24 protein-coding genes and 1 tRNA gene are annotated in these 26,807 nt (G+C 61.3%); 14 read left to right on the plus strand and 11 right to left on the minus strand.

From position 1 onward, the window contains the following. Positions 1-10: 10 nt before the first annotated feature. Complete coding sequence (locus QMG79_RS06370; RefSeq protein WP_283537738.1) at positions 11-844, minus strand: undecaprenyl-diphosphate phosphatase; 834 nt, start codon at positions 842-844, stop codon at positions 11-13. A 51-nt stretch (positions 845-895) separates the two neighbouring features. On the opposite strand from QMG79_RS06370, the gene QMG79_RS06375 reads away from it, so the two are divergent. Further along, positions 896-1,840, plus strand: coding sequence for an aldo/keto reductase (locus QMG79_RS06375; RefSeq protein WP_283537739.1), 945 nt, complete (start codon positions 896-898; stop codon positions 1,838-1,840). Positions 1,841-1,896: 56 nt separating this feature from the next. Here QMG79_RS06375 and QMG79_RS06380 read toward each other — a convergent pair whose 3' ends face one another. Further along, entirely contained in the window at positions 1,897-2,157 is a 261-nt protein-coding gene (locus QMG79_RS06380) for a hypothetical protein (RefSeq protein WP_283537740.1), read from the minus strand. Between the two features lie 39 nt (positions 2,158-2,196). On the opposite strand from QMG79_RS06380, the gene QMG79_RS06385 reads away from it, so the two are divergent. Next, on the plus strand, positions 2,197-2,430 hold the full coding sequence (locus tag QMG79_RS06385; RefSeq protein WP_283537741.1) for a DUF5703 family protein: 234 nt from the start codon (positions 2,197-2,199) through the stop codon (positions 2,428-2,430). A 21-nt stretch (positions 2,431-2,451) separates the two neighbouring features. On the opposite strand, the gene QMG79_RS06390 is transcribed toward QMG79_RS06385, so the two are convergent. Beyond that, positions 2,452-3,609, minus strand: coding sequence for an acyl-CoA dehydrogenase family protein (locus QMG79_RS06390; protein WP_283537742.1), 1,158 nt, complete (start codon positions 3,607-3,609; stop codon positions 2,452-2,454). 23 nt (positions 3,610-3,632) lie between these two features. Further along, the gene (locus QMG79_RS06395; RefSeq protein ID WP_283537743.1) at positions 3,633-4,937 is read right to left on the minus strand and encodes a M20/M25/M40 family metallo-hydrolase; all 1,305 of its coding nucleotides are present in this window, start codon (positions 4,935-4,937) and stop codon (positions 3,633-3,635) included. Positions 4,938-5,113: 176 nt separating this feature from the next. Between QMG79_RS06395 and QMG79_RS06400 the strand changes: the two genes are divergently transcribed. From QMG79_RS06400 to QMG79_RS06435, 8 genes are all read left to right on the plus strand, one after another. Further along, positions 5,114-5,196: transfer RNA gene (locus QMG79_RS06400), tRNA-Leu, on the plus strand. Between the two features lie 166 nt (positions 5,197-5,362). Then, a complete protein-coding gene (locus QMG79_RS06405) occupies positions 5,363-6,829 on the plus strand; it encodes a TrkH family potassium uptake protein (RefSeq protein WP_283537744.1) in 1,467 nt (488 codons plus the stop codon). Further along, complete coding sequence (locus tag QMG79_RS06410) at positions 6,822-7,508, plus strand: potassium channel family protein (protein ID WP_283537745.1); 687 nt, start codon at positions 6,822-6,824, stop codon at positions 7,506-7,508. The genes QMG79_RS06405 and QMG79_RS06410 overlap by 8 nt, the downstream gene beginning before the upstream one ends. A 123-nt stretch (positions 7,509-7,631) precedes the next feature. Next, positions 7,632-7,979 carry a hypothetical protein gene (locus tag QMG79_RS06415; protein WP_283537746.1) on the plus strand — a complete coding sequence of 116 codons (348 nt, stop codon included), beginning with the start codon at positions 7,632-7,634 and terminating at the stop codon, positions 7,977-7,979. Beyond that, the gene (locus tag QMG79_RS06420; protein ID WP_283537747.1) at positions 7,961-8,776 is read left to right on the plus strand and encodes a M50 family metallopeptidase; all 816 of its coding nucleotides are present in this window, start codon (positions 7,961-7,963) and stop codon (positions 8,774-8,776) included. The genes QMG79_RS06415 and QMG79_RS06420 overlap by 19 nt, the downstream gene beginning before the upstream one ends. Positions 8,777-8,785: 9 nt before the next feature. Then, positions 8,786-9,889, plus strand: a complete 1,104-nt coding sequence (locus tag QMG79_RS06425) for a glutathione S-transferase family protein (protein WP_283537748.1) — start codon at positions 8,786-8,788, stop codon at positions 9,887-9,889. 25 nt (positions 9,890-9,914) lie between these two features. Then, positions 9,915-11,093: a serine hydrolase domain-containing protein gene (locus QMG79_RS06430; protein WP_283537749.1), complete on the plus strand. Its 1,179-nt coding sequence runs from the start codon at positions 9,915-9,917 to the stop codon at positions 11,091-11,093. A gap of 13 nt (positions 11,094-11,106) precedes the next feature. Further along, positions 11,107-12,252: an FUSC family protein gene (locus tag QMG79_RS06435; RefSeq protein ID WP_283537750.1), complete on the plus strand. Its 1,146-nt coding sequence runs from the start codon at positions 11,107-11,109 to the stop codon at positions 12,250-12,252. Here the strand turns inward: QMG79_RS06435 and QMG79_RS06440 are convergent. The 3 genes from QMG79_RS06440 to QMG79_RS06450 are packed head-to-tail and all read right to left on the minus strand — an operon-like array spanning position 12,224 to position 15,783. Further along, the gene (locus tag QMG79_RS06440) at positions 12,224-13,144 is read right to left on the minus strand and encodes a MaoC family dehydratase (RefSeq protein WP_283537751.1); all 921 of its coding nucleotides are present in this window, start codon (positions 13,142-13,144) and stop codon (positions 12,224-12,226) included. The genes QMG79_RS06435 and QMG79_RS06440 overlap by 29 nt on opposite strands. Then, complete coding sequence (locus tag QMG79_RS06445) at positions 13,141-14,481, minus strand: 3-oxoacyl-ACP reductase (RefSeq protein WP_283537752.1); 1,341 nt, start codon at positions 14,479-14,481, stop codon at positions 13,141-13,143. The genes QMG79_RS06440 and QMG79_RS06445 overlap by 4 nt, the downstream gene beginning before the upstream one ends. 9 nt (positions 14,482-14,490) lie before the next feature. Then, complete coding sequence (locus tag QMG79_RS06450) at positions 14,491-15,783, minus strand: acetyl-CoA C-acetyltransferase (RefSeq protein WP_283538022.1); 1,293 nt, start codon at positions 15,781-15,783, stop codon at positions 14,491-14,493. A gap of 195 nt (positions 15,784-15,978) precedes the next feature. Here QMG79_RS06450 and QMG79_RS06455 point away from each other — a divergent pair, with 195 nt between their 5' ends. Continuing rightward, the gene (locus QMG79_RS06455; RefSeq protein ID WP_283537753.1) at positions 15,979-16,749 is read left to right on the plus strand and encodes a TetR/AcrR family transcriptional regulator; all 771 of its coding nucleotides are present in this window, start codon (positions 15,979-15,981) and stop codon (positions 16,747-16,749) included. A gap of 11 nt (positions 16,750-16,760) precedes the next feature. Next, entirely contained in the window at positions 16,761-18,920 is a 2,160-nt protein-coding gene (locus QMG79_RS06460; protein WP_283537754.1) for an acyl-CoA dehydrogenase family protein, read from the plus strand. Positions 18,921-19,074: 154 nt separating this feature from the next. On the opposite strand, the gene glgA is transcribed toward QMG79_RS06460, so the two are convergent. Next, on the minus strand, positions 19,075-20,268 hold the full coding sequence (gene glgA, locus QMG79_RS06465) for a glycogen synthase (RefSeq protein WP_283537755.1): 1,194 nt from the start codon (positions 20,266-20,268) through the stop codon (positions 19,075-19,077). A gap of 105 nt (positions 20,269-20,373) precedes the next feature. Between glgA and glgC the strand changes: the two genes are divergently transcribed. Beyond that, positions 20,374-21,759, plus strand: a complete 1,386-nt coding sequence (glgC, locus tag QMG79_RS06470) for a glucose-1-phosphate adenylyltransferase (protein ID WP_283538023.1) — start codon at positions 20,374-20,376, stop codon at positions 21,757-21,759. A gap of 118 nt (positions 21,760-21,877) precedes the next feature. Beyond that, complete coding sequence (locus QMG79_RS06475; RefSeq protein ID WP_283537756.1) at positions 21,878-23,329, plus strand: SDR family NAD(P)-dependent oxidoreductase; 1,452 nt, start codon at positions 21,878-21,880, stop codon at positions 23,327-23,329. Positions 23,330-23,390: 61 nt separating this feature from the next. Here the strand turns inward: QMG79_RS06475 and QMG79_RS06480 are convergent, their stop codons facing one another. Genes QMG79_RS06480 through QMG79_RS06490 form a run of 3 tightly spaced genes read right to left on the minus strand, consistent with a single transcriptional unit; the run spans position 23,391 to position 26,779 of the window. Further along, on the minus strand, positions 23,391-24,242 hold the full coding sequence (locus tag QMG79_RS06480; protein ID WP_283537757.1) for a transglutaminase family protein: 852 nt from the start codon (positions 24,240-24,242) through the stop codon (positions 23,391-23,393). Then, the gene (locus QMG79_RS06485; RefSeq protein WP_283537758.1) at positions 24,239-25,165 is read right to left on the minus strand and encodes an alpha-E domain-containing protein; all 927 of its coding nucleotides are present in this window, start codon (positions 25,163-25,165) and stop codon (positions 24,239-24,241) included. Before QMG79_RS06485 ends, QMG79_RS06480 begins: the two co-directional genes overlap by 4 nt. Positions 25,166-25,222: 57 nt before the next feature. Further along, positions 25,223-26,779 (minus strand): circularly permuted type 2 ATP-grasp protein, encoded by a 1,557-nt coding sequence (locus QMG79_RS06490; protein ID WP_283537759.1) that lies wholly within the window; start codon positions 26,777-26,779, stop codon positions 25,223-25,225. Between the last annotated feature and the right edge of the window lie 28 nt (positions 26,780-26,807).

The following is a 26,807-nucleotide window of genomic DNA, read 5'->3' on the forward strand; positions in this document are numbered from 1 at the left end:
AAGCCTAGTGCTAGGCGCTGATGACACCGAACCCGAGCAGCACGTACAGGGCAAGTCCGAGAAGTATCCGGTACCAGACAAAGAGGCGGTAGCTGTTGGTGGACACAAACTTCAGGAACCAGCCAATGATGATGTACCCGACCACAAATGCAATCACTGTTGCCAATGCCGTCTCAGGCAATCCGTAGGGACCTGTCAGGCCATCTGCTGACACCACTTTGTAGAGCTGGTAGAGGCCACTGCCAAACACTGCAGGAATGGCCAGCAGGAAGGAATACCTGGCCGCCGCTTCACGGGTGTATCCCATTAGCAGTCCTGCCGTGATGGTGCCACCTGATCGGGAGACCCCAGGAATAAGTGCCAGGGCCTGGGCCAGGCCATAGAAGATGCCGTGGCGGTACGTGAGCCTACTCAGGTCCCGTTCCTGCTTGCCGTAGGCATCCGCCACAGCGAGAATCAGGCCAAAGACGATCAGCATGGTCGCCACGATCCACATGCTCCGGAAGACGGTTTCAATTTGGTCCTGGAAGACCAGGCCCAGGGCAATAATGGGGATGCTTCCCAGGATCACGAGCCACCCCATGCGGGCATCTGGGTCCTGCTTGGATACCTTGCCCCGCAAGGAACCAAACCAGGCTTTGACAATGCGCACAATGTCCCGCCAAAAATAGACCACGACGGCGGTCTCCGTCCCCAGTTGCGTGATAGCTGTAAACGCCGCGCCGGGATCAGAGGCGTTGGGCAAAAACTGCCCAACAATGCGCAGATGGGCGCTCGAGGAGATGGGGAGAAACTCAGTCAGCCCCTGGACAAGGCCCAAGAAGGCCACTTCAAACCAGTTCACGGTAAAGACCATACGTCATGCACCCTGTGAATTCCCCGTAAGCTGACCTGCATGCAGCAGCGTTATGTCGGGAACAGCGGGTTCCGTGTATCCACCCTTTCACTCGGAACAATGACCTGGTCCCGCGGCACGGATGACCACGAGGCCGCAGCCCAGCTAAAGTCCTTTGTTTCTGCCGGTGGAACCCTGTTGGACACGGCGGCAGGGTATGCGGACGGCGCTGCGGAAGCACTTCTTGGCTCGTTCCTGGGTGACCTCGTCTCGCGCACGGAAGTCTCCGTTTCCTCAAAGGCGGGGCTTACCCTTACGAAGGGTCGGCGGAGGGTGGATACCTCGCGGCACGCCATGCTGAACAGCCTTGACGCCAGCCTGGCCCGGCTCCGAACGGACTATGTCGATATCTGGTTCGCCGAAGGCTGGGACCCCAATGTCCCCCTCGATGAGACACTGTCCGCTCTCGACCTGGCGCTAAGCACTGGCCGGGCCCGTTATGTGGGCATCTCAAACTTCACTGGCTGGCAGGCTGCGAAGGCAGCGGCGGTGGCCGGATTCCCGCTGGTGGCACACCAGAGTGAATACTCGCTGCTCCGCCGCCAGCCCGAAGCAGAAATCATTCCGGCCGTGGAGGATGCCGGCCTGGGGCTCATGGCCTGGGCTCCCCTGGGCCGCGGAGTGCTTACCGGCAAGTACCGCGGCCAGATACCGGCTGACTCCCGTGGTGCTCAGCAGTCACTGAGCGCCTACGTGGAGCCCTATCTCTCCGATGCCTCAACACGGATCGTGGAGGCGGTGGTGATGGCTGCCAAGGGATTGGGGCGGAGCACCAGCGACGTTGCCCTGAGTTGGCTCATGGCGCGCGACGGCGTCGCAACGGCAATTGTGGGGGCCAGGACCCAGGTTCAGCTCAAAGAGATTTTGGACGCCAGACTTTCGCCACTCCCCCTTGAGATCACGCACGCCCTCGACGACATCTCGGGCCTCGTGAATGGCTCCTAGCCCGGCTGCAACTGAGCTGATGATGGGCCACCTAGCTGACTAGCTGGCGTAATCGACTACGTCTCCACAACGTCAAACTCTTCACCACCGGGTGCGAAGTCGTCGTCGTCGTCCTCTTCTTCGAAGAGTTGCATGGGAGTGACCTCGTTGTACCTCTCGTAGAGGGCGTCGTCGTAGACTTCGAAAGCATCAGCCAATCGGAAGAATGCCGACTCAACAGCGGGGTCGCCGTCGCCCCTGCGCACCGATGCTGCTATAAGGTGTTCTTCCAAGGCAGATGTCAGGGATTCAAGCGCGACACGCGGATCGATGCTCATGGCACTACGCTAGCCGGTTACTGACCAGAATGGAGAGCAATGAAGGAACATTTTCTTAACAGCTCGGTCCACAGGGAACGCGATTATCTTCGTCATTACGAGTATCTCGTGATGACTGTCAGTCCCGACGACTCCTTGGGTGAGGCCCGGCGTCGACTGGTGGAACATTCGGAGTACGGCAAGTGGGAGCTGGAGCGAAGCGTCCTGTACATCGGAGGCGGGCGCCGTTTCTGGCTCCGGCGCAGGGTCACCCAGGTTCAGCGGACAGTCTGACTAACGGCCGGACAGCCCCGTTCAGTCAGGCAGCGGTCCCAACCAAGCATTCGCCACTGTTCCGTGGGCCGACTCGTCGTCGGAGGGATGGAACATCCCAGCCAGGACATCACGGTATAGCCGCTCAAGCTCCGATCCACGGAAGTAACTGGAACCGCCGCTGACCCTGATGGCCTGGTCAACAACCTTCCTCGCGGTCTCCGTTGCGTGGACCTTGAGCCCAACAAGTTTGGGGAACCACTGCTGGCCATAATCTGTCCCAGCGTCAACGTCGCGGGCCACATGGATGATGTGCGGGTACAGTGCATCCATCGACATCGCCGCATCAGCGATCCGCCAGCGGATGTCTGGATCCTGTGAGTAGTCCAGTCCCGTTCTCCGCGACTGCCGTTTCTTGACATTCAGTACAGCTAGATCCAGCGCTCGTTCTCCCAGTCCGGTGTAGACGCTGGCGATGAGCGTCTCGAAACACGCGAAGATCGCAAAGGTCAGGGGATCCGAATTCGGCCCTACCGGGAGCTTCCGGAAAATCCTGTCCGCCGGCACCACCGCTCCTTCCAGGATTGTCGTATGGGACTGACTGGCCCGCATCCCAAGGGTGTCCCAGTCGTCAACAATCCGGTACCCCGGCGTCTCCCGCGTGATGAAACCGTGCACGAGTTCACCAGCACCCGTCCGCCCGGATGCGTTCTTGCCGAAGATCCCCAGTCGCGTCCACGCAGGCGAGAGGCTTGTGAAGATCTTTATGCCGTTGAATGAGTAGGCCCCGCCCGCCATCGGCGTCGCCACGGTGCCGGAATCAAAAAGCACTGCATCGTTACCTGCTTCGGAGTTGCCAAAAGCGAAGACCTCCCCCGCGGCGGCTTCCGTCAGCACGAAGTCCAACGAGGTGTCCCCTCGCGCCACCAAGATACGGGCGACGCCGGTCCACACCAGGTGCATGGTGATGGCCAGTGCGGTAGCGGGGGCAGCTGTAGCAAGCCGCCGCTGGCAGAGGGCCACCTCCTCAAGGCTCAAACCGAATCCGCCCTCCCCTGCCGGCACGAAGGCCCTGAGATAACCGGCAGCAACAAGATCTGCCAGATCCTCGTGAAAGAACCGGTTATCGGTGTCGTACCCCGCGGCACGGGATCTGATACGTGCGAGCAGGACATCGGGAAGGATTTCCTCTGGCGACATGGTGGCGTCCCTGATGGTGCTGGTCAGTAGTTTGTGAGGAGAGTGTCCAACACGCGTGCACCAAATTTGAGCGAGTCGGCCGGTACCCGTTCGTCGACTCCGTGGAACATACCCGTGAAGTCCAGCTCGTCGGGCAACTGGAGCGGTGCAAACCCGTATCCGGTAATACCCAACCGGCTCAGGGACTTGTTGTCCGTTCCCCCGGAGAGGGTGTACGGGAGCACTGTGGCACCCGGATCCTGGGTGTGCAGGGCATCGATCATGGAATCCACGAGGTTGCCAGCGAACGGAACTTCAAGGGAGACATCACTGTGGATGGTGCTGACCTCAACACCTTGTCCCGCGAGATCCCGGACAATCTCCAGGACCTGCTCTGCCTGGCCCGGGAGGGTGCGGCAATCGATCAATGCCTCGGCTGACTCCGGGATCACATTGTGCTTGTAGCCGCCCTTGAGCAGCGTGGGATTGGTGGTGTTCTGCAGTGTCGCTCCGACAAATCGCGCCACGGTGCCCAATTCCCTGAGCAGGACCTCTGGATTGTCGGCGTCGAACTCAACGCCCGTGAGTTCCGTCACGCCGTCAAGGAATTGCCGGGTCGTGGGTGTGAGCTCGATTGGCCACTGGTATTGCCCAATCCGGGTGACAGCGCCCGCCAACCGCGTCACGGCGTTGTCCGTATTGATCTGCGAGCCGTGGCCCGCCCTGCCATGTGCAAGCAGTCGCAGCCAGGAAATACCCTTTTCAGCTGTCTGCAGGAGGTATGTTCGCTGCCCACCAATCGTTGCCGAAAAACCACCAACCTCGGAAATCGCCTCCGTGGCACCCTCAAAGAGTTCTGGACGGTGATCGACTGCGTACCGGGCTCCGTACGTTCCGCCAGCTTCTTCGTCGGCAAAGAAAGCGAAAATCAGGTCACGCTTGGGCTTGCGTCCCGTGCGGGCGAACCGACGCATGACGGAGAGGATCATGGCGTCCATGTCCTTCATGTCGACTGCTCCACGGCCCCAGATCAGCCCGTCCTTGAGCTCGGCGCCAAACGGGTCAACCGACCACTGTTCCTTCAGTGCTGGCACAACGTCCAGATGGCCGTGGACAACAAGTGCACTGGCCGTGGGGTCTTCCCCGGCGATACGTGTCACAACATTAGCCCGGCCGGGAGCCGATTCGAAGATTTCCGCTTCGAGGCCGACTTCAGTGATCAGCCCTGCGGTGTATTCTGCTGCGGCACGCTCACCGGGGCCTGATCCATCGCCGAAGTTTGAGGTGTCGATCCGGATAAGCTCCTGGCAGATACGAACAACTTCGTCTTCGGGCCGGATGTCAGTCATGTGAGACTCCTGATTCAAGGGGAAATGTGTCCTGGACCTCGTGTATTGATCCTTGCCCTCAGCCTACCCACTGACCCCGATTGTTTGTTTCGGGAAAGTTCGTGTTAGAGTTTTTCTCGCTGCTTCGAAGAAATGCGAAACGCTTTACGGCAGGATCGCTCTTCGGAACACCACCTGCGCGGGTGGCGGAATGGCAGACGCGCTAGCTTGAGGTGCTAGTCTTCGAAAGAGGGTGGGGGTTCAAGTCCCCCTCCGCGCACAGTCGGAAAAACCCCGGGAAATCAATGATTTCCCGGGGTTTTTCCCGTTAAGTCCGAACCATGCAGCCGGGTGCGCTCCCTGCATTCGCGATGATTCGCTACAAGACCCAGGCGAACCTATCCCCATGATCAGTCATGCTCTTCTGCGGTGATAGCGTTTCGGCTATGCACCTGAAGGCTTACCAGCGAAGCCCGCGTCCGGAACGCCGGAGAAATAAACCCAGCACACGAATTATTGAAAGTGCCGGAAGTATCGCGGCACTTTTCGGAACACTGCTGGGCGCCCTCGGCAGGGTCCTGAGGTTCCTCCTTCCCCGGCATCCTGCCCAGTGGATTGTCCTGGGATTCGCACTGGCAATCATCCTGGGAACTGGAACACTGATGCTTCCTGTCGCCAAAGCAGGGCCTGGTGGCGCAACGCTCCTGGAGGCCCTGTTCACTGCAACATCGGCAGTGTGCGTCACAGGGCTGATCACAGTGGATACGCCAGTGTTCTGGAGTGGTTTTGGGAAAGCCGCAATTCTGGTCCTGATCCAAATTGGTGGTTTCGGCGTCATGTCCTTCGGCTCGCTCCTGGGTGTACTGACGGCACGGAGGCTGGGCCTCAGGTCAAGGATGCTCGCGGCTGCCGAAACAAAAAGTACTGGCTTCGGCGACGTTCGGCGTGTCCTCCTGGGCGTCTTCCGGATTACAGTGATCGTCGAAGCTGCCCTGGCACTGATCCTGATGCTCCGTTTCATGGTGGGCTACGGCTACCAGCCAATGGAGGCGCTTTGGTACGGCATCTTCCATTCCGTATCGTCCTTCAACAACGCAGGCTTTGCTTTGTATACGGACAACCTCATGGGCTTTGTGAGCGATCCATGGATCTGCCTACCGATCGCAGCTGCAGTTATTATTGGCGGCCTGGGCTTTCCTGTGCTCTTTGAACTGGGCCGGCAGTACCGGCGACCCATTCACTGGAGCATGAACACCAAGCTCGTGCTCTATGGCAGCCTGGTGCTGCTGGTGGGCGGAACCGTTTTCATCTCCGCCGCGGAGTGGAACAATCCCGCGACCCTGGGCGGTTTACCGCCGCAGGATCGGATCCTCGGAGGATTCTTCCAGTCCGTCATTACCCGCACAGCCGGTTTCAACAGTCTTGATATCGCTCAAATGCACCCAGTCTCCTGGATGGGAATGGACATTCTGATGTTCATTGGTGGCGGTCCGGCAGGAACGGCCGGTGGCCTGAAAATCACTACTTTTGCGGTGTTGTTTTTTATTCTCTCCACAGAGCTCCGCGGGGGCACTGCCGTCAATATCTTCGGCAAGCGCCTTTCCAGGGCAGTCCATCGCCAAGCCATTACCGTGGTGCTCTTGGCCATTGCCCTTGTTGTGACATCCACCATGTACCTCATGATCATCACCGATTTTGGCCAGGAAAAGATCATTTTTGAAGTGATCTCCGCCTTTGCCACAGTGGGCCTGTCCACGGGCATTACGGCAGGGCTCCCCCCTGCGGGCCAGGTGGTCCTGATCCTGCTCATGTTCATTGGCCGGCTCGGCCCGGTAACACTTGGCACAGCATTGGCTGTCCACAGCCGCCCCATCATGTACGAATACCCGAAAGAGAGGCCGCTCATTGGCTAAGGAAGTCTTTGCCCGCAAATCCGGACGCAGCGCCCAGGCCACTTCGGTTGCCGTCATCGGGCTGGGCCGCTTCGGCGGTTCCCTCGCCCTTGAACTCGAAGCCCAGGGCACAGAGGTTCTCGGTATCGACGTCGATGAGGATACGGTCCAGTCATACAACGGCCGGCTCACCCACGTGGTGCGCGCCGACTCAACACGGGAAGAAGTGCTGCGCCAACTTTCCGTGCATGAATTCGACCGCGCAGTGGTGGGCATCGGCTCTGACCTTGAAGCGAGCATCCTCACGACGTCCCGACTGCTGACCTTCAAGAAACCCCAGGTGTGGGCGAAAGCCATCAGCGAACCGCACGCTGAAATCCTGGGACAACTGGGCGTGAAACACGTCATCCGGCCAGAGCATGACATGGGCAAGCGTGTGGCGCACCTTGTCCGCGGTTCAATCCTGGACTATGTCGAATTTGAGAGCGACTTCGTGATGATCCGCACCAGGCCTCCAGTCCAGGCACAGAACCGACCCTTGGGCGTTCTTGGTCTTCGGGACACCTATGGCATCACCATTGTTGCCTTCAAGAGGGCCGGCGGCTCCTGGCAGCACACCACGGCCCAAACGGTGCTCTATGAAGACGACCAGATCATTGTTCAGGGCCCCAAAAAGCAGGCAGAGAGCTTCACCCCGTGATCGTCGCAGGCGATCAGGGAACACCGGCAACGGAGCGGAACTGACGCGCCGCAACGACCCACTGAATATGTCGTGGCGTGACCTTTGCATAGAATCGAGCCACAACCACTGTGTGAGGAAAAGATGAAAAAAACTGCCACGATCCTGTTCGCGTCCACCCTCGTTCTCGGGGCCTCTGCCTGCGCCGCTACAACCCAGCTCTCAACGGCGGAGACGTGCGAGCGGGTCCAGGTAGTCCTTGCCAACCCTGCCAATAGCATTGGTAAAACGGGCATGACACAGCTTGCCAATCAGCTCCGCCCCATCCACGAAGCGGCCTCTGATGAGCTCAAGCCCGCCCTCGAGACGATTATCGAGTACACCGATGCGCAGGCAATGGAAGAGCCCGACGCCGATCGCCTTGCCGACATGCAGTCCTCGTACCAGGACGCCAGTGCAGCTTTTAATGCCTCGTGCGGATCGGGTTCCTGAGCGACGGCCCGTCCAGCGTCCTGCCAGCAGCAGCGGGGATAGTGGCTGCTGTGGATGACCTAGCGACCCAGCCATGGCTGGACCGCCTTTCTGGCGCCTTTGCACACGATGCACCGCCCGACGTCGGGGGTCCAGTGATCTGGGCAGTCCTCCTGGCCACGGTCATCCTGTGTGTTCCCCGTCGGACGTGGCGGTACTTTGGGCTTTTCACCACAGTGGTCCATGAACTTGGACACGCCTTTGCCGCCCTCATCAGCGGTCAGCGCCTGCGCAGCATCGTCCTCCGGCTCGACCACTCAGGGACTACGACCTCCGTGAGCCGGGGCGGCTGGCGTCCCGTCTGGTCGGGCTTCTGGGGCTACCCTGCACCAGGGGTGGTAGGCGCAGCCCTGGTGACGAGCGGATTCGCAGGATGGGGTTCTGCGGCACTGGGCGTTGGCGCACTCGTCGCTGCGGCATCCCTGGTGTTCATAAGGAATGGCGCCGGTGTCCTGATCACGGTGGTCTGCGCCGGGACTGGTGCGGCAATTGTCCTGGTGGCTCCTGCAGGCGCGACCGGTTACGTGGCCCTCGTCCTGGGCCTTGCGCTCCTGGTGGGATCGATACGCGCGTTCTTGGGCCTGGTGTCCGTCCACACCAGGCATCGGGAGCGGCTGCCAACCTCCGATGCCCATCTGCTCGCAGTGGCGACACACCTGCCGGCCGCCGTGTGGCTACTGCTCTTTGCCTGCACCATCGGGGCCTCTTCCCTTGTCGCCTGGCTCCAGCTCCAACCAATCCTGGTTCCGGGCGTCTAGGCTTGGTGCATGGAACAGACAACCCCCCAGCAACCGACAGGCAACCAGAGTGGCTCAGCGGGCAGCGAGCCGAGTCACAGTACCTTGGGCGCATATGTCACGGGTGGAGCAGAGTTCACGCGTGACACCAACTACATTGAAGACCGCATCACCCGCGATGGACGGGTGGGCGACGATGGCCAACCTGGATGGAAGGCCGAGCCAGGGCGCTATCGCCTGATAGCCGCAAGGGCCTGCCCATGGGCCAACAGGACTGTGATTGTGCGCCGGCTGCTCGGCCTCGAAGACGCCATTTCCCTGGGACAGCCTGGACCAACCCACGACTCCCGTTCCTGGACCTTCGACCTGGACCCGGGCGGCGTGGATCCGGTCCTAGGCATGGAGCGTATCCAGGACGCGTACTTCCGGCGATTCCCGGACTACCCCCGTGGCATCACAGTGCCGGCCATGGTGGAGATTGCCACGGGGAAAGTTGTCACCAACAACTTCCCGCAGATCACCCTGGACTTCTCCAGCGAGTGGAAGGAATTTCAGCGAGAGGGTGCTCCCGACCTGTATCCAGAACACCTCCGCGAGGAAATCGACACTGTGAACAAGCGCGTCTTCACGGAAGTCAATAACGGCGTGTATCGCTGTGGGTTCGCTGGTTCCCAAGACGCCTACGATGCTGCCTACGATCGATTGTTCACCGCCCTTGACTGGCTGGAGGAACGGCTCACCCACCAGCGTTTCCTGGTGGGTGACACCATCACCGAGGCCGATGTGCGTCTCTTCACCACATTGGCCAGGTTTGACGCCGTCTACCACGGCCATTTCAAGTGCAATCGGACCAAACTGAGCGAGATGCCGGCGCTTTGGGGTTATGCCAGGGATCTGTTCCAGACTCCTGGGTTTGGTGACACTACTGACTTTGTCCAGATCAAGAAGCACTACTACATCGTCCATAAGGACATCAATCCCACCGGGATTGTCCCCAAGGGCCCGGACCTCAGCGGCTGGCTCACAGAGCACGGTCGGGAATCCCTGGGTGGACGTCCCTTTGGGGACGGTACTCCCCCTGGCCCCGTGCACTCTGGTGAAGAAGTGACGGCTGGTCACGGAGCAACCGCCTAGGCGCCTTCGCACCTATGCTGGGTCCATGACTGCACAGCACGATACCCCGGTTTCCCGCACCACAACTGCCCTTGACGACACCGCAGGCCCGGCCTTCGCCGCTGTAGGAAAGCTTTTCCAGTCATTCCGTCGTGCTGACCCCAGCTACGGTGCGCAGGTCAGCGTCTACTTCCGGGGGAAGGAAGTCGTAAGCATCGCAGAGGGCAACGGAGTGTCTGCGGAGTCGATCACTGGCGCATATTCGTGTTCCAAGGGAATCGCCGCCATGGTGATGGCCCTCCTTGTCCAGGAGGGCCATCTCGACCTTGACCGAACCGTCTCATCATATTGGCCAGAGTTTGGCTGCCATGGCAAGGAAGGCATCCTGGTCAGGGAAGCGCTCTCACACCGGGCCGGACTGCTCGGTGTCCCTGGTGGAATACCAATCGCTGACTTCCACACGGCCAAGGCAGCTGCTGCACTGGCTGCTGCCCGTCCACTGTGGCGTCCTGGCTCCACCTTTGGGTACCACGCACTGACCATCGGAATCCTGATGGAGGAGCTCTGCCGCCGGGTCACCGGTTCCAGTCTTCAGGACCTGTACAACCAGCGCTTGCGGGTACCTTACGGCATTGATTTTTTCCTAGGGCTGCCCGCGGCCGAAGAGCCACGCTACAGGAAGGTGGTCTATGAGGTCCCGCCGGCAGATTCCTGGCTTGATGCCCTGAGCTTTGACGGCCTCAACTCCAACGCCCCCCACAGTACGGTCATGGAACTTCCCAACCTCCGCGAAGTCCGGGCCCATGGAATGAGCGCAGCCGGCGGAGTTGGCTCGGCAGGAGGACTAGCGAGGGCCTACGCCGCTGTCTCAACGGGAGTGGATGGTGGCGAACCTGCCCTGAGTCAGTGCACCATTACCGCCATGTCAGAGGAACAGGTATGGGGGCTGGACAGGACATCCGGTCTCGACAACGCCTTTGGCGTGGTGTTCATGAAGCCCCACCCGTCCCGGAATTTTGGCAGCCACCTGGCGTTCGGCCACGAGGGTGCCAACGCCGCACTCGGCTTCGCTGACCCGGCGTATGGGCTGGCCTTTGGCTATATACCAGCGCGGGCCGAGGACGGGCGGACTGCTGGACGGGCACACCAGCTCGCGGCTGCGGCCCGGCAGGCGGCGGCAAGCCTGCACCCCGGTGCAGGCCGGGTTGCTCGGAAAATAAAGTAAGCATACTGTTGAAATGGTGTCTTCAACTCCGCATAACTCGTCCGTTCCACGAGCGTCGGCTTCGCTTGTCCGCAGGCTCCTCGCAGCAGCCTCAACAAACCTCACCGCAACAGTGGCAGCTGCCCGGCTGCAGTTGGCGGCAAAAGCCGCCATTGCTGCGGGTATCGCATTTCTCATCGCACCGCTCATGCCGGGTGTTGCTGCGGAGTATCCCTACTACGCACCGCTGGGCGCACTCGTGGCCATGTACCACAACGTGGCAGGCTCGTTGCGGCAGGGCATTCAGGCCCTGGTGGGCCTGGCGCTGGGTATTCTCTTGGCAACTCTTCTTTCCAACGTCACAGACCCTTCACCGTTGGCTGTAGCGGCGGTCATGGGACTGGGCGTGCTCCTTGCTGGCATTCCAGGACTGGGCTCGTCTCAGGACTGGGTTCCCACAGCGGCACTGCTGGTGCTGCTGGTGGGCGGAAGCGACCCGGACGGCTTTTCTTTCGGCTATCTGGTCCAGATGGCCGTGGGTGTGGTGGTAGGCGTGGCAGTAAATATGCTCATCTTTCCACCGCTGCGCTTTAACGCTGCCCTCAAAAGCCTGGCAAAGCTGCGACTCGCGTTGTCGCAGCAACTTAGCGACATGGGAACCGCCCTGGCCGAAGAGTGGCCTCCCGAGCACGAGGAATGGTCCCGCCGGTCGGATGAGCTTGCCGACGCCACGCGCACCGTCCGGCACCTGATGAAGGAGGCAGAGGAGAGTAAGAGGGCCAACCTCCGCTCAAAATTCCACCCCAGGAATCTGAACCGGGACTACGAAGTTGCCCGGGATCTGGAACGGCTTACCTTCTATCTTCAGGACATGACAGAGGTTCTCTCCGACCTGATCTGGAGTGACGAGGGCACGGTCCTGCAACAGCCCCCCGATTGGCGCAACCTCTCTGAGGCCCTCCGATCAACGTCTCGCCTGCTTGCTGCAACGCCTGGTGAAAATTCCGACTCCGCACAGGAACTTTTTGATACCGCTCGCGACTCCCTGCACCGAATTGGCCACGACAAAGCGGCGGACGGTGGAGTTGGGGTTACCGATTCACTCCGCCTCAGTCTCTACCGCATCCTTCGGGTTCTGGACCCTACCCGGTCTACTGCAGGGCCGAAACCGTCCCGCTGAAATGACGACGCCCAGACCGGGCGTTCCAGGCGACGTAGGCGGATTCCTGCCATGCCCCGAAATCCCCACCTGTGGTGCTGATGTCCAAGGCGACGCGGGCAGGCAGGAACACCGGGGCTTCAAAAGAAACATCCCAGCGGAAGTGCTCGCCGCGCGGAACTCCTACTTCAGCGAGGGCGCGTGAAGCCAGATACATTCCATGCGCAATGGAGGTCCGCATACCCAGGGCCTTCGCAGAAAGTGCGCTGAGGTGGATCGGGTTGAAGTCACCTGAGACGGCAGCGTACGCCCTGCCCGTCTCAACACCTAACTGCCAGAGCGCAGTAGGATCCGGTGCCGCGAAATCAGGACGGGTACCGTTACCGACGCTCTCGCGCTTGTCGATACCCGGCAGGAAGACCCCCTTGGCCAGGTAGGTGGAAACCCCCTGCCAGGCTGCCACGGTGGTTCCCGCTACCCTGATCTCGGCGATCACATCCACCTGTGTACCTACGCGGTGGCTGCGCAGGTTTTCCACCCGGGCGGAGATGTCTACCTGCTGGTCAAACAAGATAGTGGCCCGCTGCTCAATACGGTTGGCCAAGTGGATCATGCCGAGCAGCGGCAAGGGAAAATCGTCGCGATTGAGGACGCTCATGGCAACTGGAAAGGCCATCGCGTGGAGGAAGCCTGCGGGTAGTTCGTCGCTGGCGGTCTCCCCCAGCAGGTGCTGGAATGCTGTGAGCGTTGCAACGTCCGTCCGGACACCACGCACCTCGTGGCTCACCAGCGGAAGGCTCAGGCGCGGGGGTCCTCCCGTGAGGCGTCGACGGGCAGCTTCGCCCGCAGCATTGAGGTACAGCTTCGACAGCGATGGAACCTCAGCCAGGATGACGCTTCCCGTGGTGCTCATGCTCCCACCATATTTTGGCCGCACACACGCAGGACGTCGCCAGTGATTCCCGCTGCCGCATCACTGGCAAGGAATGCGATGGCTTCTGCGACATCTCCGGGCGTCCCGCCCTGTTGCAAGGAGTTCAGCCGGCGGGCCACCTCACGGGTCGCAAACGGAATCCTGGCCGTCATTTCGGTTTCGATGAAGCCTGGTGCCACAGCGTTAATGGACCCGCCCCATGGCGCCAGAAGCGGCGCAGTCGCCTGGACCATGCCGATGACGCCGCCCTTGGACGCTGCGTAGTTGGTCTGACCGCGGTTGCCAGCAATGCCGCTGGTGGACGCCAGGGAGATAATCCTGGGGCCATCCCGGAAGTGCTCCGAGTCCAGGAGCGCTCTGTTGATTCTCAGCTGGGCTTCACAATTGATGGAAATCACCGAGTTCCAGCGCTGCTGGTCCATGTTGGCCAGGAGCTTGTCGCGCGTGATGCCAGCATTATGCACCACAATATCCAGCCTGCCATGGCGGTCAATGGCGTGCTCGATGATGCGTTGGCCAGCGTCGGGGCTGGTCACATCAAGCTGTAGGGCTGTCCCGCCAATGCTGTTTACGACGGCGGCAAGCTGCTGACCAGCGGCCGTCACGTCCACAGCCACAACAGTTGCGCCATCGCGGTACAGCGTGCGGGCAATTGCCGCCCCAATGCCTCGCGCAGCTCCCGTAACAACAGCGACCTTACCCTCCAGGGGGCGGTCGTGGTTGAGGGTGGGGCTGCCGGCGTCGGACGTCACGGTCAAGAACTGGCCGTCCACAAAGGCCGAGCGTCCCGACAGGAAAAAGCGGAGGGCGGCCAGTGCGGAGGTGCTGGTGGTCAGTGTCTGGGGTGCCAGTAGCACGCCGTTGGCTGTGGCGCCGCCACGGAGCTCCTTGGCCAGCGAGCGCACCAGGCCGTCAACTCCCTGGCGGGCTGCAGCCTGGGCAGGATCCGCCGCGTCGGCCGCTGTCCGGGACACACTCAGGACCCTGGCGTTGGGCATGAGGTCACGTAGCGATGACCCGACACCGAGGACAGGTACCTCTAGGTCGGCTGGCGTCCTGAGTTCGTCCAAGACCAGGATGATGGCACCGAGTTTTTCCTTGGGCACCGCGTGCCGACGAATGTCCAGGTCCCAGCTCAGGAGTTCAGTGGCCAGTGCGTCTGCTCCGGCTCCGGAACCTGTGACCAGCACGGGGCCGGTCAGGAGTGGCTGTCCGGGGCTGTAGCGGCGCAGGTTAGCTGGTTGTGGCAGGCCCAGCTGACGGGCGATTTTCCGGCCAGGTCCAGTGCTGATGAAGGAGCTGTATGGATCACTCACGGCTGCCCCCTACGCTGCTTCGAGAAGAGCTACGACACCCTGGCCGCCAGCGGCGCAGACTGAGATCAGGCCACGCGCGGGGCGGCCGTCAACGCTGCCCTTCTGGTGCAGCATCTTGGCCAATGTAGCCACAATACGTCCTCCGGTGGCGGCAAAGGGGTGCCCGGCGGCGAGGGATGAACCACAACTATTGAGCTTGGACCTATCCACCGTGCCGAATGCCCCGGAAAGCCCCAGCCTGTCCTGGCCAAATTCTGGGTCCTCCCAGGCTGCAAGGGTGGACAGGACAGTGCCGGCGAATGCCTCGTGGATCTCGAAGAAATCAATGTCCGCCAACGTCAGGCCGTTTCTGGCAAGAAGCCGTGGCACGGCGAACGCAGGTGCCATCAGCAGTCCGTCCTTTCCATGGACGAAGTCGACAGCTGCGGCCTCGCCATCAACGACGGACGCGAGGACGGGAAGGTCGTGTTCCCGGGCCCAGTCCTCGGAGGACAGCAGGACTGTTGACGCGCCATCGGTCAGCGGCGTTGAGTTACCGGCCGTCATGGTCGCCGCCGACCCAAGATTCTTTCCGAAAACAGGCTTGAGTGCAGCCAGTTTTTCCATCGAGGTGTCTGCCCGGAGGTTTGAGTCCTTGGCGAGTCCGCGGTAGGGCGTGAGTAGATCGTCAAAGAAGCCATCAGCATAGGCTGCGGCCAGATTGTGGTGGCTCTTCAGTGCCAGGTCGTCCTGGGCTTCGCGCGTGATGTTCCACTGCGCCGTGGTCAGGGCCTGGTGCTCACCCATGGACAGTCCGGTCCGAGGCTCGCCGGTATCCGGTGCATCCGGGGAGAGGTCCTTGGGCCGGAGGCGGCTAAGGATCTGCAGGCGCTTCTGCAGTGTTTTTGCCCTGTTGAGTTCAAGAAGGACTGTACGCAGTCCCTCACTGACTGCAATCGGGGCATCGGAGGCCGAGTCCACTCCCCCAGCGATACCAGAGTCGATCTGGCCCAGGCGAATCTTGTTGGACAAGCCAAGAACTGTTTCCAGGCCTGTTGCACATGCCTGCTGAAGGTCGTAGGCGGGGGTTTCGGCAGATAGGGCTGAGCCTAGGACGGCTTCCCTGGTGAGGTTGAAATCGCGGGAGTGCTTGAGGACAGCGCCCGCCGCCACTTCACCGATGCGTTCGTTCTGCAATCCGAAGCGCGCAATCAGGCCGTCAAGGGCCGCCGTCAACATGTCCTGGTTGGACGACTTGGCATAGGCACCACCGGAGCGCGCAAAAGGAATCCGGTTTCCACCGACAATAACTGCCCTCCGCAGCCCAGCGCCGGATACCTCCGGTCCCCCCGCCTGGTCTGGGCGCGCACCAGCCGGGTTGCCTGGGGTACTGGATACCGGGCCGTGGCCGGTTGGTTCCTGGGTGCTGTGGGCGGACAGTCCTGCAGCGGACACGTGGATCTCCTCATGCTGGGAATCAAGTTATCGATACCCAGCGTACCTGATACGCTGGGTATCGTGAACGAGACGAGGGATAGAGCAGCACCTACCGCACCAGCTGGCACGGCACCCCTGGACAGCCCTGACGGCAGATCAACGCGCTGGGATACCCACCGCGAGGAACGACGTCGTGAGTTGATCAAAGCAGCACGGGGTGCGGTGCATGCTTTGGGGAGCGATGCGTCCATGGAAGACATCGCCGCATCCTGTGCCACGTCGAAGTCCGTCTTCTACAGGTACTTCGGGGACAAGGCTGGGCTGCAGCAAGCCGTGGGAGAAGTTGTCCTGCTCCAGATGCAGCGCAAGATCGCAGACGCCGCGCAGGCCGCCCAGACACCCCGCCAGGGCATTCATGCAATGGTGTCCGCCTACCTGCAGATGGCCCAAACCAGCCCCCGGGTCTACACCTTTGTTACCGCAGCGGGAGATTCCCCGTATCCGGCAGGCAGCCAGAACCGGGACCAGGGGAAAAAAGCCGACACGTCAGCCAGCCCAACGGCACTGGGGCATTTTTTCGATGAAATCTGCGCCATGATTGCCGGACCAATGCGTGCACTGCTAGCTGGCACACCGCACGGTGATTCGGTGCTTAGCTACTGGCCCACGGCAGCAATTGGCATGGTGCGCAATGCCGGTGAGCTCTGGCTGAGCGCCGCCCCGTCTGCGACCAAACCCGATCACGAGGCCATGGCCCGGCAGATCACCGCTTGGCTCTGTTTGGGCGTTGCTCCCGATCTTGACACCTCCGCCAGCTCAAAAGACAATCCCACCAAAGTCCAGAACCAATGAAGGGCAGTGACATGACGCAAGTTTCCAGCCAGAGGAACCCTGCCGAGACAAAGCCGGGCCGTACCCGCGGCACCAAGGGCACCACCACCTCAAGTGAGCGCGGCCGGAAACCAGTGTCGGCTGCCCATTCGGTGCCCACGCCCACCGTGGACGTCGCAGCACTCGGCGAACAGCTGCTGGGAAAGTGGGCTGACGTGCGCCGCCAGGCGCGTGCCCTTGCCGCCAAGCCCGAGCTGCACAAGATTGAGGGCCAGACACATACCGAACACCGCCAGCGCACGTTTGAGCAGCTCAACTTCCTGGTGGAAAACAATGCGGTGCATAGGGCCTTCCCGGCTTCCCTGGGCGGCAACGATGACCATGGGGGCAACATCGCGGGGTTTGAGGAACTCGTCACAGCGGACCCCTCCCTGCAGATCAAAGCCGGTGTCCAGTGGGGCCTGTTCGGCTCTGCGGTAATGCACCTGGGAACGGCCGAGCACCATAAAAAGTGGCTGCCGGGCATTATGAATATGGATATTCCCGGCTGCTTTGCCATGACCGAGACGGGGCATGGATCGGATGTCGCCAGCATTGCCACCACAGCTACATACCACCCCGATACCGAAGAGTTTGTCCTGCACACCCCCTTCCGGGCGGCCTGGAAGGACTATATTGGCAACGCGGCAATTGATGGCCTCGGCGCGGTTGTTTTCGCCCAGCTGGTTACCCGGGACGTGAACCATGGCGTCCATGCCTTCTACGTTGATCTCCGCGATCCACAGACGAAGGAATTCATGCCGGGCATCGGCGGCGAGGATGACGGCGTCAAAGGCGGCCTAAACGGTATTGACAACGGGCGGTTGCACTTCAGTCACGTAAGGATTCCCCGCACCGACCTTCTGGACCGGTACGGCAGCGTTGCCGCGGATGGAACATATGACTCCCCCATTGCAAGTCCTGGGCGGCGGTTCTTCACCATGCTCGGAACCCTTGTCCAGGGCAGGGTTTCCTTGGACGGAGCGGCAGTAGCGGCTGCGAAGATTTCCCTCAAGGCCGCCATCCAGTACTCCACGGAGCGTCGGCAGTTTAATGCATCATCAGCCATTGAGGAAGAGGTACTGCTGGACTACCAGCGGCATCAACGTCGGCTCTTTACCCGCCTGGCCACCACGTACGCGGCAAGTTTTGCACACGAAAAACTACTGACGAAGTTTGACGATGTCTTTTCCGGTGCGCACGACACGGATGCAGACCGACAGGATCTGGAAACCCTGGCCGCAGCTTTTAAGCCGCTGAGTACGTGGCACGCCCTGGACACACTCCAGGAATGCCGCGAAGCCTGCGGCGGTGCCGGGTTCCTGATCGAGAACCGGTTCGCTTCCCTCCGCGCGGACCTCGATGTGTATGTCACGTTTGAAGGCGACAACACAGTACTGCTGCAGTTGGTGGCCAAACGGCTCCTTGCCGACTATGCCAAGGAATTCCGCGGCGTGGACGTGGGAGTTCTGGCCCGGTACGTTGTGGGCCAGGCTGCAGGCGCCGCTGTCCACCGAACCGGCCTGCGGCAGGTAGCGCAGTTTGTTGCTGACACCGGTAGCGTCCAGAAGGCAGCGCTGGCCCTCCGCGACGAGGACGGCCAGCGCGCCCTCCTGACCGACAGGGTACAGACAATGGTGGCTGATGTTGGCGGCGCACTGCGCGGGGTCAACAAAATGTCCAAGGAGCAGGGCGCTGCACTGTTCAACCAGCACCAGAACGAACTTATCGACGCTGCCCGGGCCCATGCCGAACTTCTGCAGTGGGAAGCCTTCACCGAAGCACTGCCTGCCGTTGCTGATGACGGAACACGCCAGGTACTGACCTGGCTACGGGACCTCTTTGGCCTCTCCCTTATCGAAAAGAACCTTTCCTGGTACCTCATGAACGGACGCCTTTCGATGCAGCGGGCACGCACAGTTGGCGACTACATCAATCGGCTGCTGGTCCGGATCCGGCCGCACGCACTGGACCTGGTGGATGCCTTTGGCTATTCGCCGGAGCACGTTCGCTCCGCCGTTGCTACAGGTGCCGAAAAGATGCGCCAGGATGAAGCACACGAGTACTTCCGCTCCATGCGTGCCCGCGGTGACGCTCCCATCGACGAAAAGGTCCTTCTGGCCAGGAAAGCTGCGGCCGCAACCGGAAAGTAGGACTGATCGGAGAAGGGTGGCGCGGGCCAGTGCGCTGCAGCCACCCACTGATGACGGCGGCACCCAAAGCTGGGTGCCGCCGTCGTCAGCGATTACGAGTGGGCCCTGCTAGTGGGGTTGCACCGTCGGTCCCGCCGACAGGATGCGATCCCGTTCACAGCACCGAGCGGTATACCTCAAGGGTGGTTTCCGTAATGGATTCCCAGGAGAAATGCTCTTCAGCGCGGCGGCGACCTGCCTGCCCCATACGGCGGGCACGCTCCGGATCCTTCACGACCTCGGTGAGCGCCGCCGCGAACTCCGTAACAAACTTCTCGGGGTCCAGTGGCGTCCCGGTGCCGTCGGTGACCTGGTCAATCTCCACGAGCAGCCCGGTCTCGTTGTGCTGGACAACCTCAGGAATACCGCCCGTTGCACTGGCTACGACAGCAGCTCCGCACGCCATGGCTTCGAGGTTCACAATGCCCAGCGGTTCATAGATCGATGGGCAGGCAAACGCTGTCGCGTGGCTGAGTACCTGGATGAGCTCGTTGCGGGGCAGCATTCGCTCGATCAGGATGACGCCATCGCGCTGCTGCTGGAGCTCTTCGATCAGGCGGGCCGTCTCAGCGGCCAGCTCCGGAGTGTCAGCGGCCCCAAGGCAGAGCACCAGCTGGACGTCGGCTGGCAGCTTGGCAGCGGCACGCAGGAGGTAGGGAACGCCCTTCTGCCTCGTGTTGCGGCCAACAAACACCACGCTAGGCTTGGCAGGGTCAATTCCCAGGGCCCGCACGGCGTCGCTGTCCTCGTCACGTTTCCACAGTTCAACGTCAATGCCGTTGTGAACCACCCTGACCTTGGCTGGGTCGACATTCGGGTAGCTGCGCAGGATATCCTGGCGCATGCCTTCCGAGACGGCGATGATGGCCGCTGCAGCCTCATAGGCAGTTTTCTCCACCCAGGAGGACACTGCATAGCCGCCACCGAGCTGCTCCGCTTTCCACGGTCTGAGGGGTTCCAGGCTGTGGGCGCTGAGAACATGGGGGATTCCATGCAGGAGAGCTGCCAGATGTCCGGCCATGTTGGCGTACCAGGTGTGGGAGTGCACCAGGTCCGCCCCCGCTACATCCGGAACAATCCGCAGATCCACCCCCAGCGTCTGCACAGCAGGATTGGAATCGGCAAGATCACCCGGAACCTGGTAAGACGCCACTGTCGCGCCGTGGTAGTCACTCTCACGTGGCGCACCGAAGGCACGAACATGCAGGTCAACGTGCTTACTAAGCACCCTGCTCAGTTCAGCAACGTGCACACCGGCGCCTCCGTAGATCTCAGGCGGGAACTCTTTAGTCACAATATCTATTCGCACGCTTCCCAAGGTAGTCGTTAGCGCAGAACTGTTCTAGTGTGAACAAACCGGGCTGACCGGAAGATCTTTTTAAAGGCATGACGAAGAAGTACGGGAGTGACCACAATGGTGTCGAAGAAGGTCCTGGCAATTGTCCTCGCTGGTGGCGAGGGAAATCGGCTCATGCCACTGACCGCAGACCGGGCTAAGCCCGGTGTCCCCTTTGCCGGAAGTTACAGGCTTATCGACTTTGCGCTGTCGAACCTTGTCAACTCCCGGTACCTGCAGATTGTTGTACTGACGCAGTACAAGTCACACAGCCTCGACCGGCACATTTCCGAGACCTGGCGCATGTCCACCCAGCTCGGGAACTATGTTGCCTCTGTTCCGGCCCAGCAGCGTGTGGGCAAGAGCTGGTTCCTCGGGAGTGCCAATGCGATTTACCAGTCCCTCAACCTGATCCATGACGCGAATCCAGATATTGTCGTGGTGGTGGGCGCCGACCACGTTTACCGCATGGACTTCGCCCAGATGGTGGAGCAGCACATTGCCAGTGGAGCCAAGGCAACGGTGGCGGCTGTTCGTCAGCCGCTGCATATGGCAGACCAGTTCGGCGTGATCGAGGTAGATCCCCATGATCCCCAAAAGATTGCTGCCTTTGTGGAAAAGCCGTCCTCTACGCCAGCACTCGCCGCGGATCCCACAGCGTTCCTGGCGTCCATGGGGAACTACGTTTTTGATGCCGACGCCCTGGTCGAGGCGTTGCACGCCGATGCCGAACGCCTGGACACCAAGCACGATATGGGTGGGGACATCATCCCCTCGTTCGTGAACCTGGGCCAGGCCGGCGTGTACGACTTCACCCTCAATGACATCCCAGGTTCAACGGAGCGGGACAGGACCTACTGGCGCGATGTCGGCACCATCGACTCCTTCTACGATGCCCATATGGATCTGATCTCTCCGCTTCCGGTGTTCAACCTGTACAACTCCGAATGGCCGATCTACACGCGGCAGAGTATCTCCCCACCGGCGAAGTTTGTGCGAGGCGACCAGAACACCGTGGGCATGGCACTGGATTCTATTGTCTCCAGCGGCGTTGTTGTCTCCGGTGGCGTGGTGGAGGGCTCCGTGCTGTCCCATGATGTCTACATCGGCATGGCAAGCCGGGTCATCGATTCGGTCCTGATGGACAAGGTGAACATTGGCGCCGGTGCCGTCATCAAGCGCGCCATCCTGGACAAGAACGTCAAGGTTCCAGCGGGGGCCACCATTGGCCTGGACCACGACCTTGACAGGGCCCGCGGCTTCAAGGTCACGGACTCCGGCATTACGGTCCTCTCCAAGGGACAGCACGTACCCGAACCCGACGACGCTGAACGTGCACTCGCCGCCGCGAACCTGCACCTGGTACCGGACTCGGTGCGCACGGCAACGGAAGGTTACCCGGACATCCGCGACTCCGTGGAGTCAGTCTCCGCCAGCCACGCAGACGCAGCTGCCAAGGCCTAGCCCCCCGATGGCCGCCGCAGGTGCTGACCGGCCCGCATGGGCCGGTCAACACCTGCCTGCCTGGAGCGTCGTTGCTGCCAGGTAAGAAAACAAACAGCAGACCTGTAAAATCATGTCAATGAGCTCTGCTGATCTCACGCCTGAAGAAATCCAGGCGTGCCTGAAAGTCCTGAACACCATCCACGTCTATGACGAGGAAGATCCCGACTACGTCGCCATCCGGCGCGCCACGGGAAAAATGTTCAAGGCTGTCAAACGACACCGCCGGGTCACCAAGCGGGACCTCATCGCGGAAGCTGACCGCGCAGTAATCGCCCAGACCGCGACAGCTGCTCCTGATCGCATTGACGACGAAACCCGCGGCAACAAACTGGAGACATCCGCCACGGGCGAGATCGCAGGGCACCTGCTTCGTTCCCGGCCCTGCTACATCTGCAAGAAGCACTACACCCAGGTTGATGCCTTCTACCATCAGCTGTGCCCCGACTGTGCGGCGTTCAGCCACTCCAAGCGAGACGCCCGGACCGATCTCACCGGGCGGCGTGCGCTCCTGACGGGTGGGCGGGCCAAGATTGGCATGTATATCGCTCTTCGACTGCTGCGCGACGGCGCGCATACCACCATCACCACACGCTTTCCTAAAGACGCAGCCCGGCGTTTTGCCGCCATGGAAGACAGTTCTGATTGGCTGCATCGCCTACGGATTGTGGGCATCGACCTTCGCGACCCATCCCAGGTGATGGCGCTGACCGACTCCCTCAACAAAGCCGGCGCGCTCGACATCATCATCAACAATGCTGCCCAGACCGTCCGGCGGTCGGGCTCCGCCTACCAGCCCCTCGTCGAGGCAGAAGACGAAGAGCTTCCTGCCGCACTTGACGTTGCCAACGGTGGCCCGGAACTGGTGACCTTCGGACACGCCCATGACAAGCATCCCCTGGCGCTGGCAAGTTCTGTCATGGACCACCCGGTCCTGGCGGGCGACGCCGTGACATCCCTGGCGCTGTCCACCGGATCGGCGTCACTCGAGCGGATCGCGGCCGGGACAGCAATCGATGCCGGTGGCCTGGTCCCGGATCTCGCGGGTATCAATAGTTGGACGCAGGTTGTGGATGAGGTCGATCCCCTGGAGATGCTTGAGGTTCAGCTATGCAACGTTACGGCGCCGTTCCTGCTGGTCAGCCGGCTCCGTGACGCCATGAAGCGGTCTTCAGCCGCGCGCAAGTACATTGTCAACGTGTCAGCAATGGAGGGCCAGTTCTCGCGCGCATACAAGGGCCCCGGCCACCCACACACCAATATGGCCAAAGCAGCCCTGAATATGATGACCAGGACCAGCGCGCAGGAGATGCTAGATTCCGACGGGATCCTGATGACAGCCGTTGATACCGGCTGGATTACTGACGAGCGCCCACACTTCACGAAGGTCAGACTGATGGAAGAAGGTTTCCATGCGCCACTTGACCTGGTCGATGGCGCAGCCAGGGTCTACGATCCCATTGTGATGGGTGAACAGGGCGAGGACCAGTTCGGCGTCTTCCTCAAGGACTACCGGCCCAGTCCCTGGTAGGGACCGGGCCGGTAGTCCTGGCCGGTTTTTCGCGGCGTGCAGGCATCGCCTCCTGCCCGCGTCATGCCAAGCGGGTAATTTCCACCGTGACGGACAAATCCGAGCCGCCGCCACCGGAGAGGATTCCCTTCAGGGGCGGCACATCACGATAGTCCCGGCCCCTTGCCACGGTGATGTGGAAGTCCCCCGCCGGTTTGTGGTTGGTGGGGTCCCAGCTGCGCCAGTCGCCGTCCCAGAATTCAAGCCAGGCGTGGGACTGGCCAGCGACGCTTTCACCAATGGCAGCGGATGACCGCGGATGCAGATATCCGGAGACATAGCGTGCGGGGATACCACAGCTTCGCAGCGCCCCGATGGCCAGGTGGGCTAGGTCCTGGCAGACACCCTGGCGTTGTCCCCACGCTTCTTCGGCATTTGTTGTGACGGCGGTGGAGCCCGACATGTAGGTCATCTCACCGCGCATCCACTCAAAAACAGCCATTGCAGCGTCATGCGGGTTCTTTCCGGCAACCACGCCCGGGATCAGTGCCAAAACTTCCTCGCCCGGCCCCGTCAACTGCGACTGCGGAACCCAGTCGCTGAAACGGTCTGTCACCTCATCAGAGGTCATCACGTCCCAGCCAACGATGTCAGCTTCCGCGGGGGTCCGTTCAGACCTGTGCACCTCAACAGTGATACTGGAAATCACTTCCAGGTGATCGTGCGGCATCTGCATATCGAAGGCGGTGACCCGGGTTCCCCAGTAGTCGCGGTAGGTGCTCACGGCTGCCTGGGTGGGCGAGACTTTCACCGCCGATTCGAGGACCACCTGCTGGGCATCAGAGAGTGGCGTCATCCGGGCCTCGTTATAGGACAGGGTGACCCGCCGGTTGTACTTGTATGCCGTGCGGTGGGCAATACTGAGCCTGCTCATGAAACTTCTCCCACCCAGGCAAGTTCATCTGCCTGATTGAAGTACTTACGGGAAATGGCGTCGGAGGCCTCGGAGACCGCCTTCTGGACCCGTTCCATGTGTTCCGGGAGCTCAGACATGAGGTCGTCGGTGCGGTGGAACTCCAGGAAGGTCCGCGCCTGGCCAACAATGCGACGGGCATCGTTGATGAAACCCACACGCTGCGCCGACGGGTCGAGTTTGGCCAGCGCCTCGTCGGCATCGCGCAGCGCGTAGACGATCGAGCGGGGGAAAAGCCTGTCCAGCAGCAGGAACTCAGCCGCATGCTGGTCTCCGAACGCTGCACGTCGGGTGCGCAGGAACGACTCGTAGGCCCCCGCACAGCGAAGCATGTTGACCCAGGACATTCCCGCACTGAGGACATCACGCGTGCTCAGCATCCGGGCTGTCATATCGGCACGCTCCAGGGAGCGCCCCAACATCAGGAACAGCCAGCTTTCGTCATGGCTGACAGTGGTGTCTGCAAGGCCGCTGACCATGGCAGTGCGCTCCAGGACCCAATTGCAGTACCTGTACGTCCCCACCACGTCCTTGCGGTGCTGGTTAAGGCCGTAATACGTGGTGTTGAGGCTTTCCCACAGACCAGAGGACACTGTCTCGCGGGCACGGCGTGCATTTTCCCGGGCCGCACCAAGCGAGCCTGCAATAGACGTGGCGCTCGTCTTGTCATATGCCAGGGCGTGGAGCAATTCCGGCAGGCCAAAGTCCTCGCTGTCGGACCGACCACCCATGACGGCCAGGAGCTCTTGGGCGACGCTTCGCCGCTCATCCATGGGCAGGTGGTTCAGGCGTTCGAGGTGGACGTCAAGGATCCGGGCAGTACCGTCGGCGCGTTCAACATAACGGCCAATCCAGAACAGGGACTCAGCAATACGGCTAAGCATTCGTGGCTACCTCCTGGGAGTCCAGCGTGGGTGGATGAATGGGCGGCAACGGCGTTGTCACTGCTGCTGCTCGGACGCTCGATCGCGCCAGTTGCTTTCGACCGGCCAGACCGAGACACGGTCGCGGACAGTGATGGATTGCCTAGGCACGCGCTCCACGGGTACCTGCGGTGAATCCGCCAGGACCCACGTATCCTTTGAGCCGCCGCCCTGGCTGGAGTTCACAATGAGCGACCCTTCCTTCAGTGCCACCCGGGTCAGGCCGCCGGGGAGCACCCAGACGTCGTCGCCGTCGTTCACGGCAAAGGGCCGCAGGTCAACGTGTCGGGGACCAAATTTGTCGCCGCTGAGCGTAGGGACTGTGGAGAGCTGCAGGACTGGTTGGGCTATCCATCCCCGCGGATCGGCGATGACGCGGCTACGCAGGGCTGCCAGTTCATCCCGGGTTGCGTCCGGGCCAATCACCAGGCCCTTGCCACCGGAACCGTCAACGGGCTTGACCACCAACTCCGCGAGGTTGTCCAGGACGTACTCGCGCGCGTCCTTCTCTTCCAGCCGGAACGTATCCACATTCGCGATGACTGGTTCTTCGCTGAGGTAGTACCTGATCAGGTCAGGAACATAGCTGTAGACGAGTTTGTCGTCTGCCACACCGTTGCCCACTGCGTTCGCAATGGTGACTCCCCCGGCACGGGCCGCATTGACCAGCCCAGGGCAGCCCAGCATCGAATCGGAACGGAACTGCAGCGGGTCCAGGAACTCGTCGTCAATGCGCTTGTAGATGACGTCCACGCGCTGCTCACCGGCCGTGGTGCGCATGTAAACCCGGTTGCCGCGGCAGATCAGGTCGCGGCCCTCAACGAGTTCAACGCCCATAAGGCCCGCTAGGAGGGTGTGCTCGAAGTAGGCACTGTTAAAAACACCTGGGGTCAGCACCACGACCACCGGATCGTCCACGCCTGACGGTGCAGTTTTGCGCAGGGCTGACAGGAGCCGTCGCGGATATTCCTCGACGGGCCGGATCAGTTGTTGTCCGAAAGCCTCAGGCAGGCCCTTTGCCATGGCGCGACGATTTTCAAGCACGTAGCTGACGCCGGAAGGAACCCGCACGTTGTCCTCAAGGACCCTGAACGTACCTGCTGCGTCGCGGACCACGTCAATCCCGGAAATGTGCACCCGTACCCCGCCTGCGGGTTCAAAACCCTGCACCGCACGGTGGAAGTGTGCGCTGGTAGTCACCAGGCTGCGCGGGATGACACCGTCCGCCACCACAGTCATTTTGTCGTACACATCGGCCAGGAACGCCTCCAGTGCACGCACGCGCTGGGCAACGCCGCGCTCAAGGACGTCCCACTCATCTGCGGGAATGACACGCGGCACAATATCTAGCGGGAACGGACGTTCTTCACCGGCAAAATCGAACGTTACGCCGCGGTCCAGGAATGTCCTGGCCATGGAGTCGGCACGGGCGCTGACATCGGCGAGCGAAAGTTCGGCAAGAGTATCGGCAACCTGTGTATACGACTGCCTGACGCTTTGCCCCGGGGCGAACATCTCGTCATAGGCTCCCGATTTACCTGCGGCAGCGGAGTAATCCTCGAATAGGTCTGACATGTAAACCAGACAACCATCTTTTTGTTTC

It is taken from the genome of Pseudarthrobacter sp. PS3-L1, assembly GCF_030063285.1.
In the GTDB taxonomy this organism is placed as follows: Bacteria; Actinomycetota; Actinomycetes; order Actinomycetales; family Micrococcaceae; genus Arthrobacter.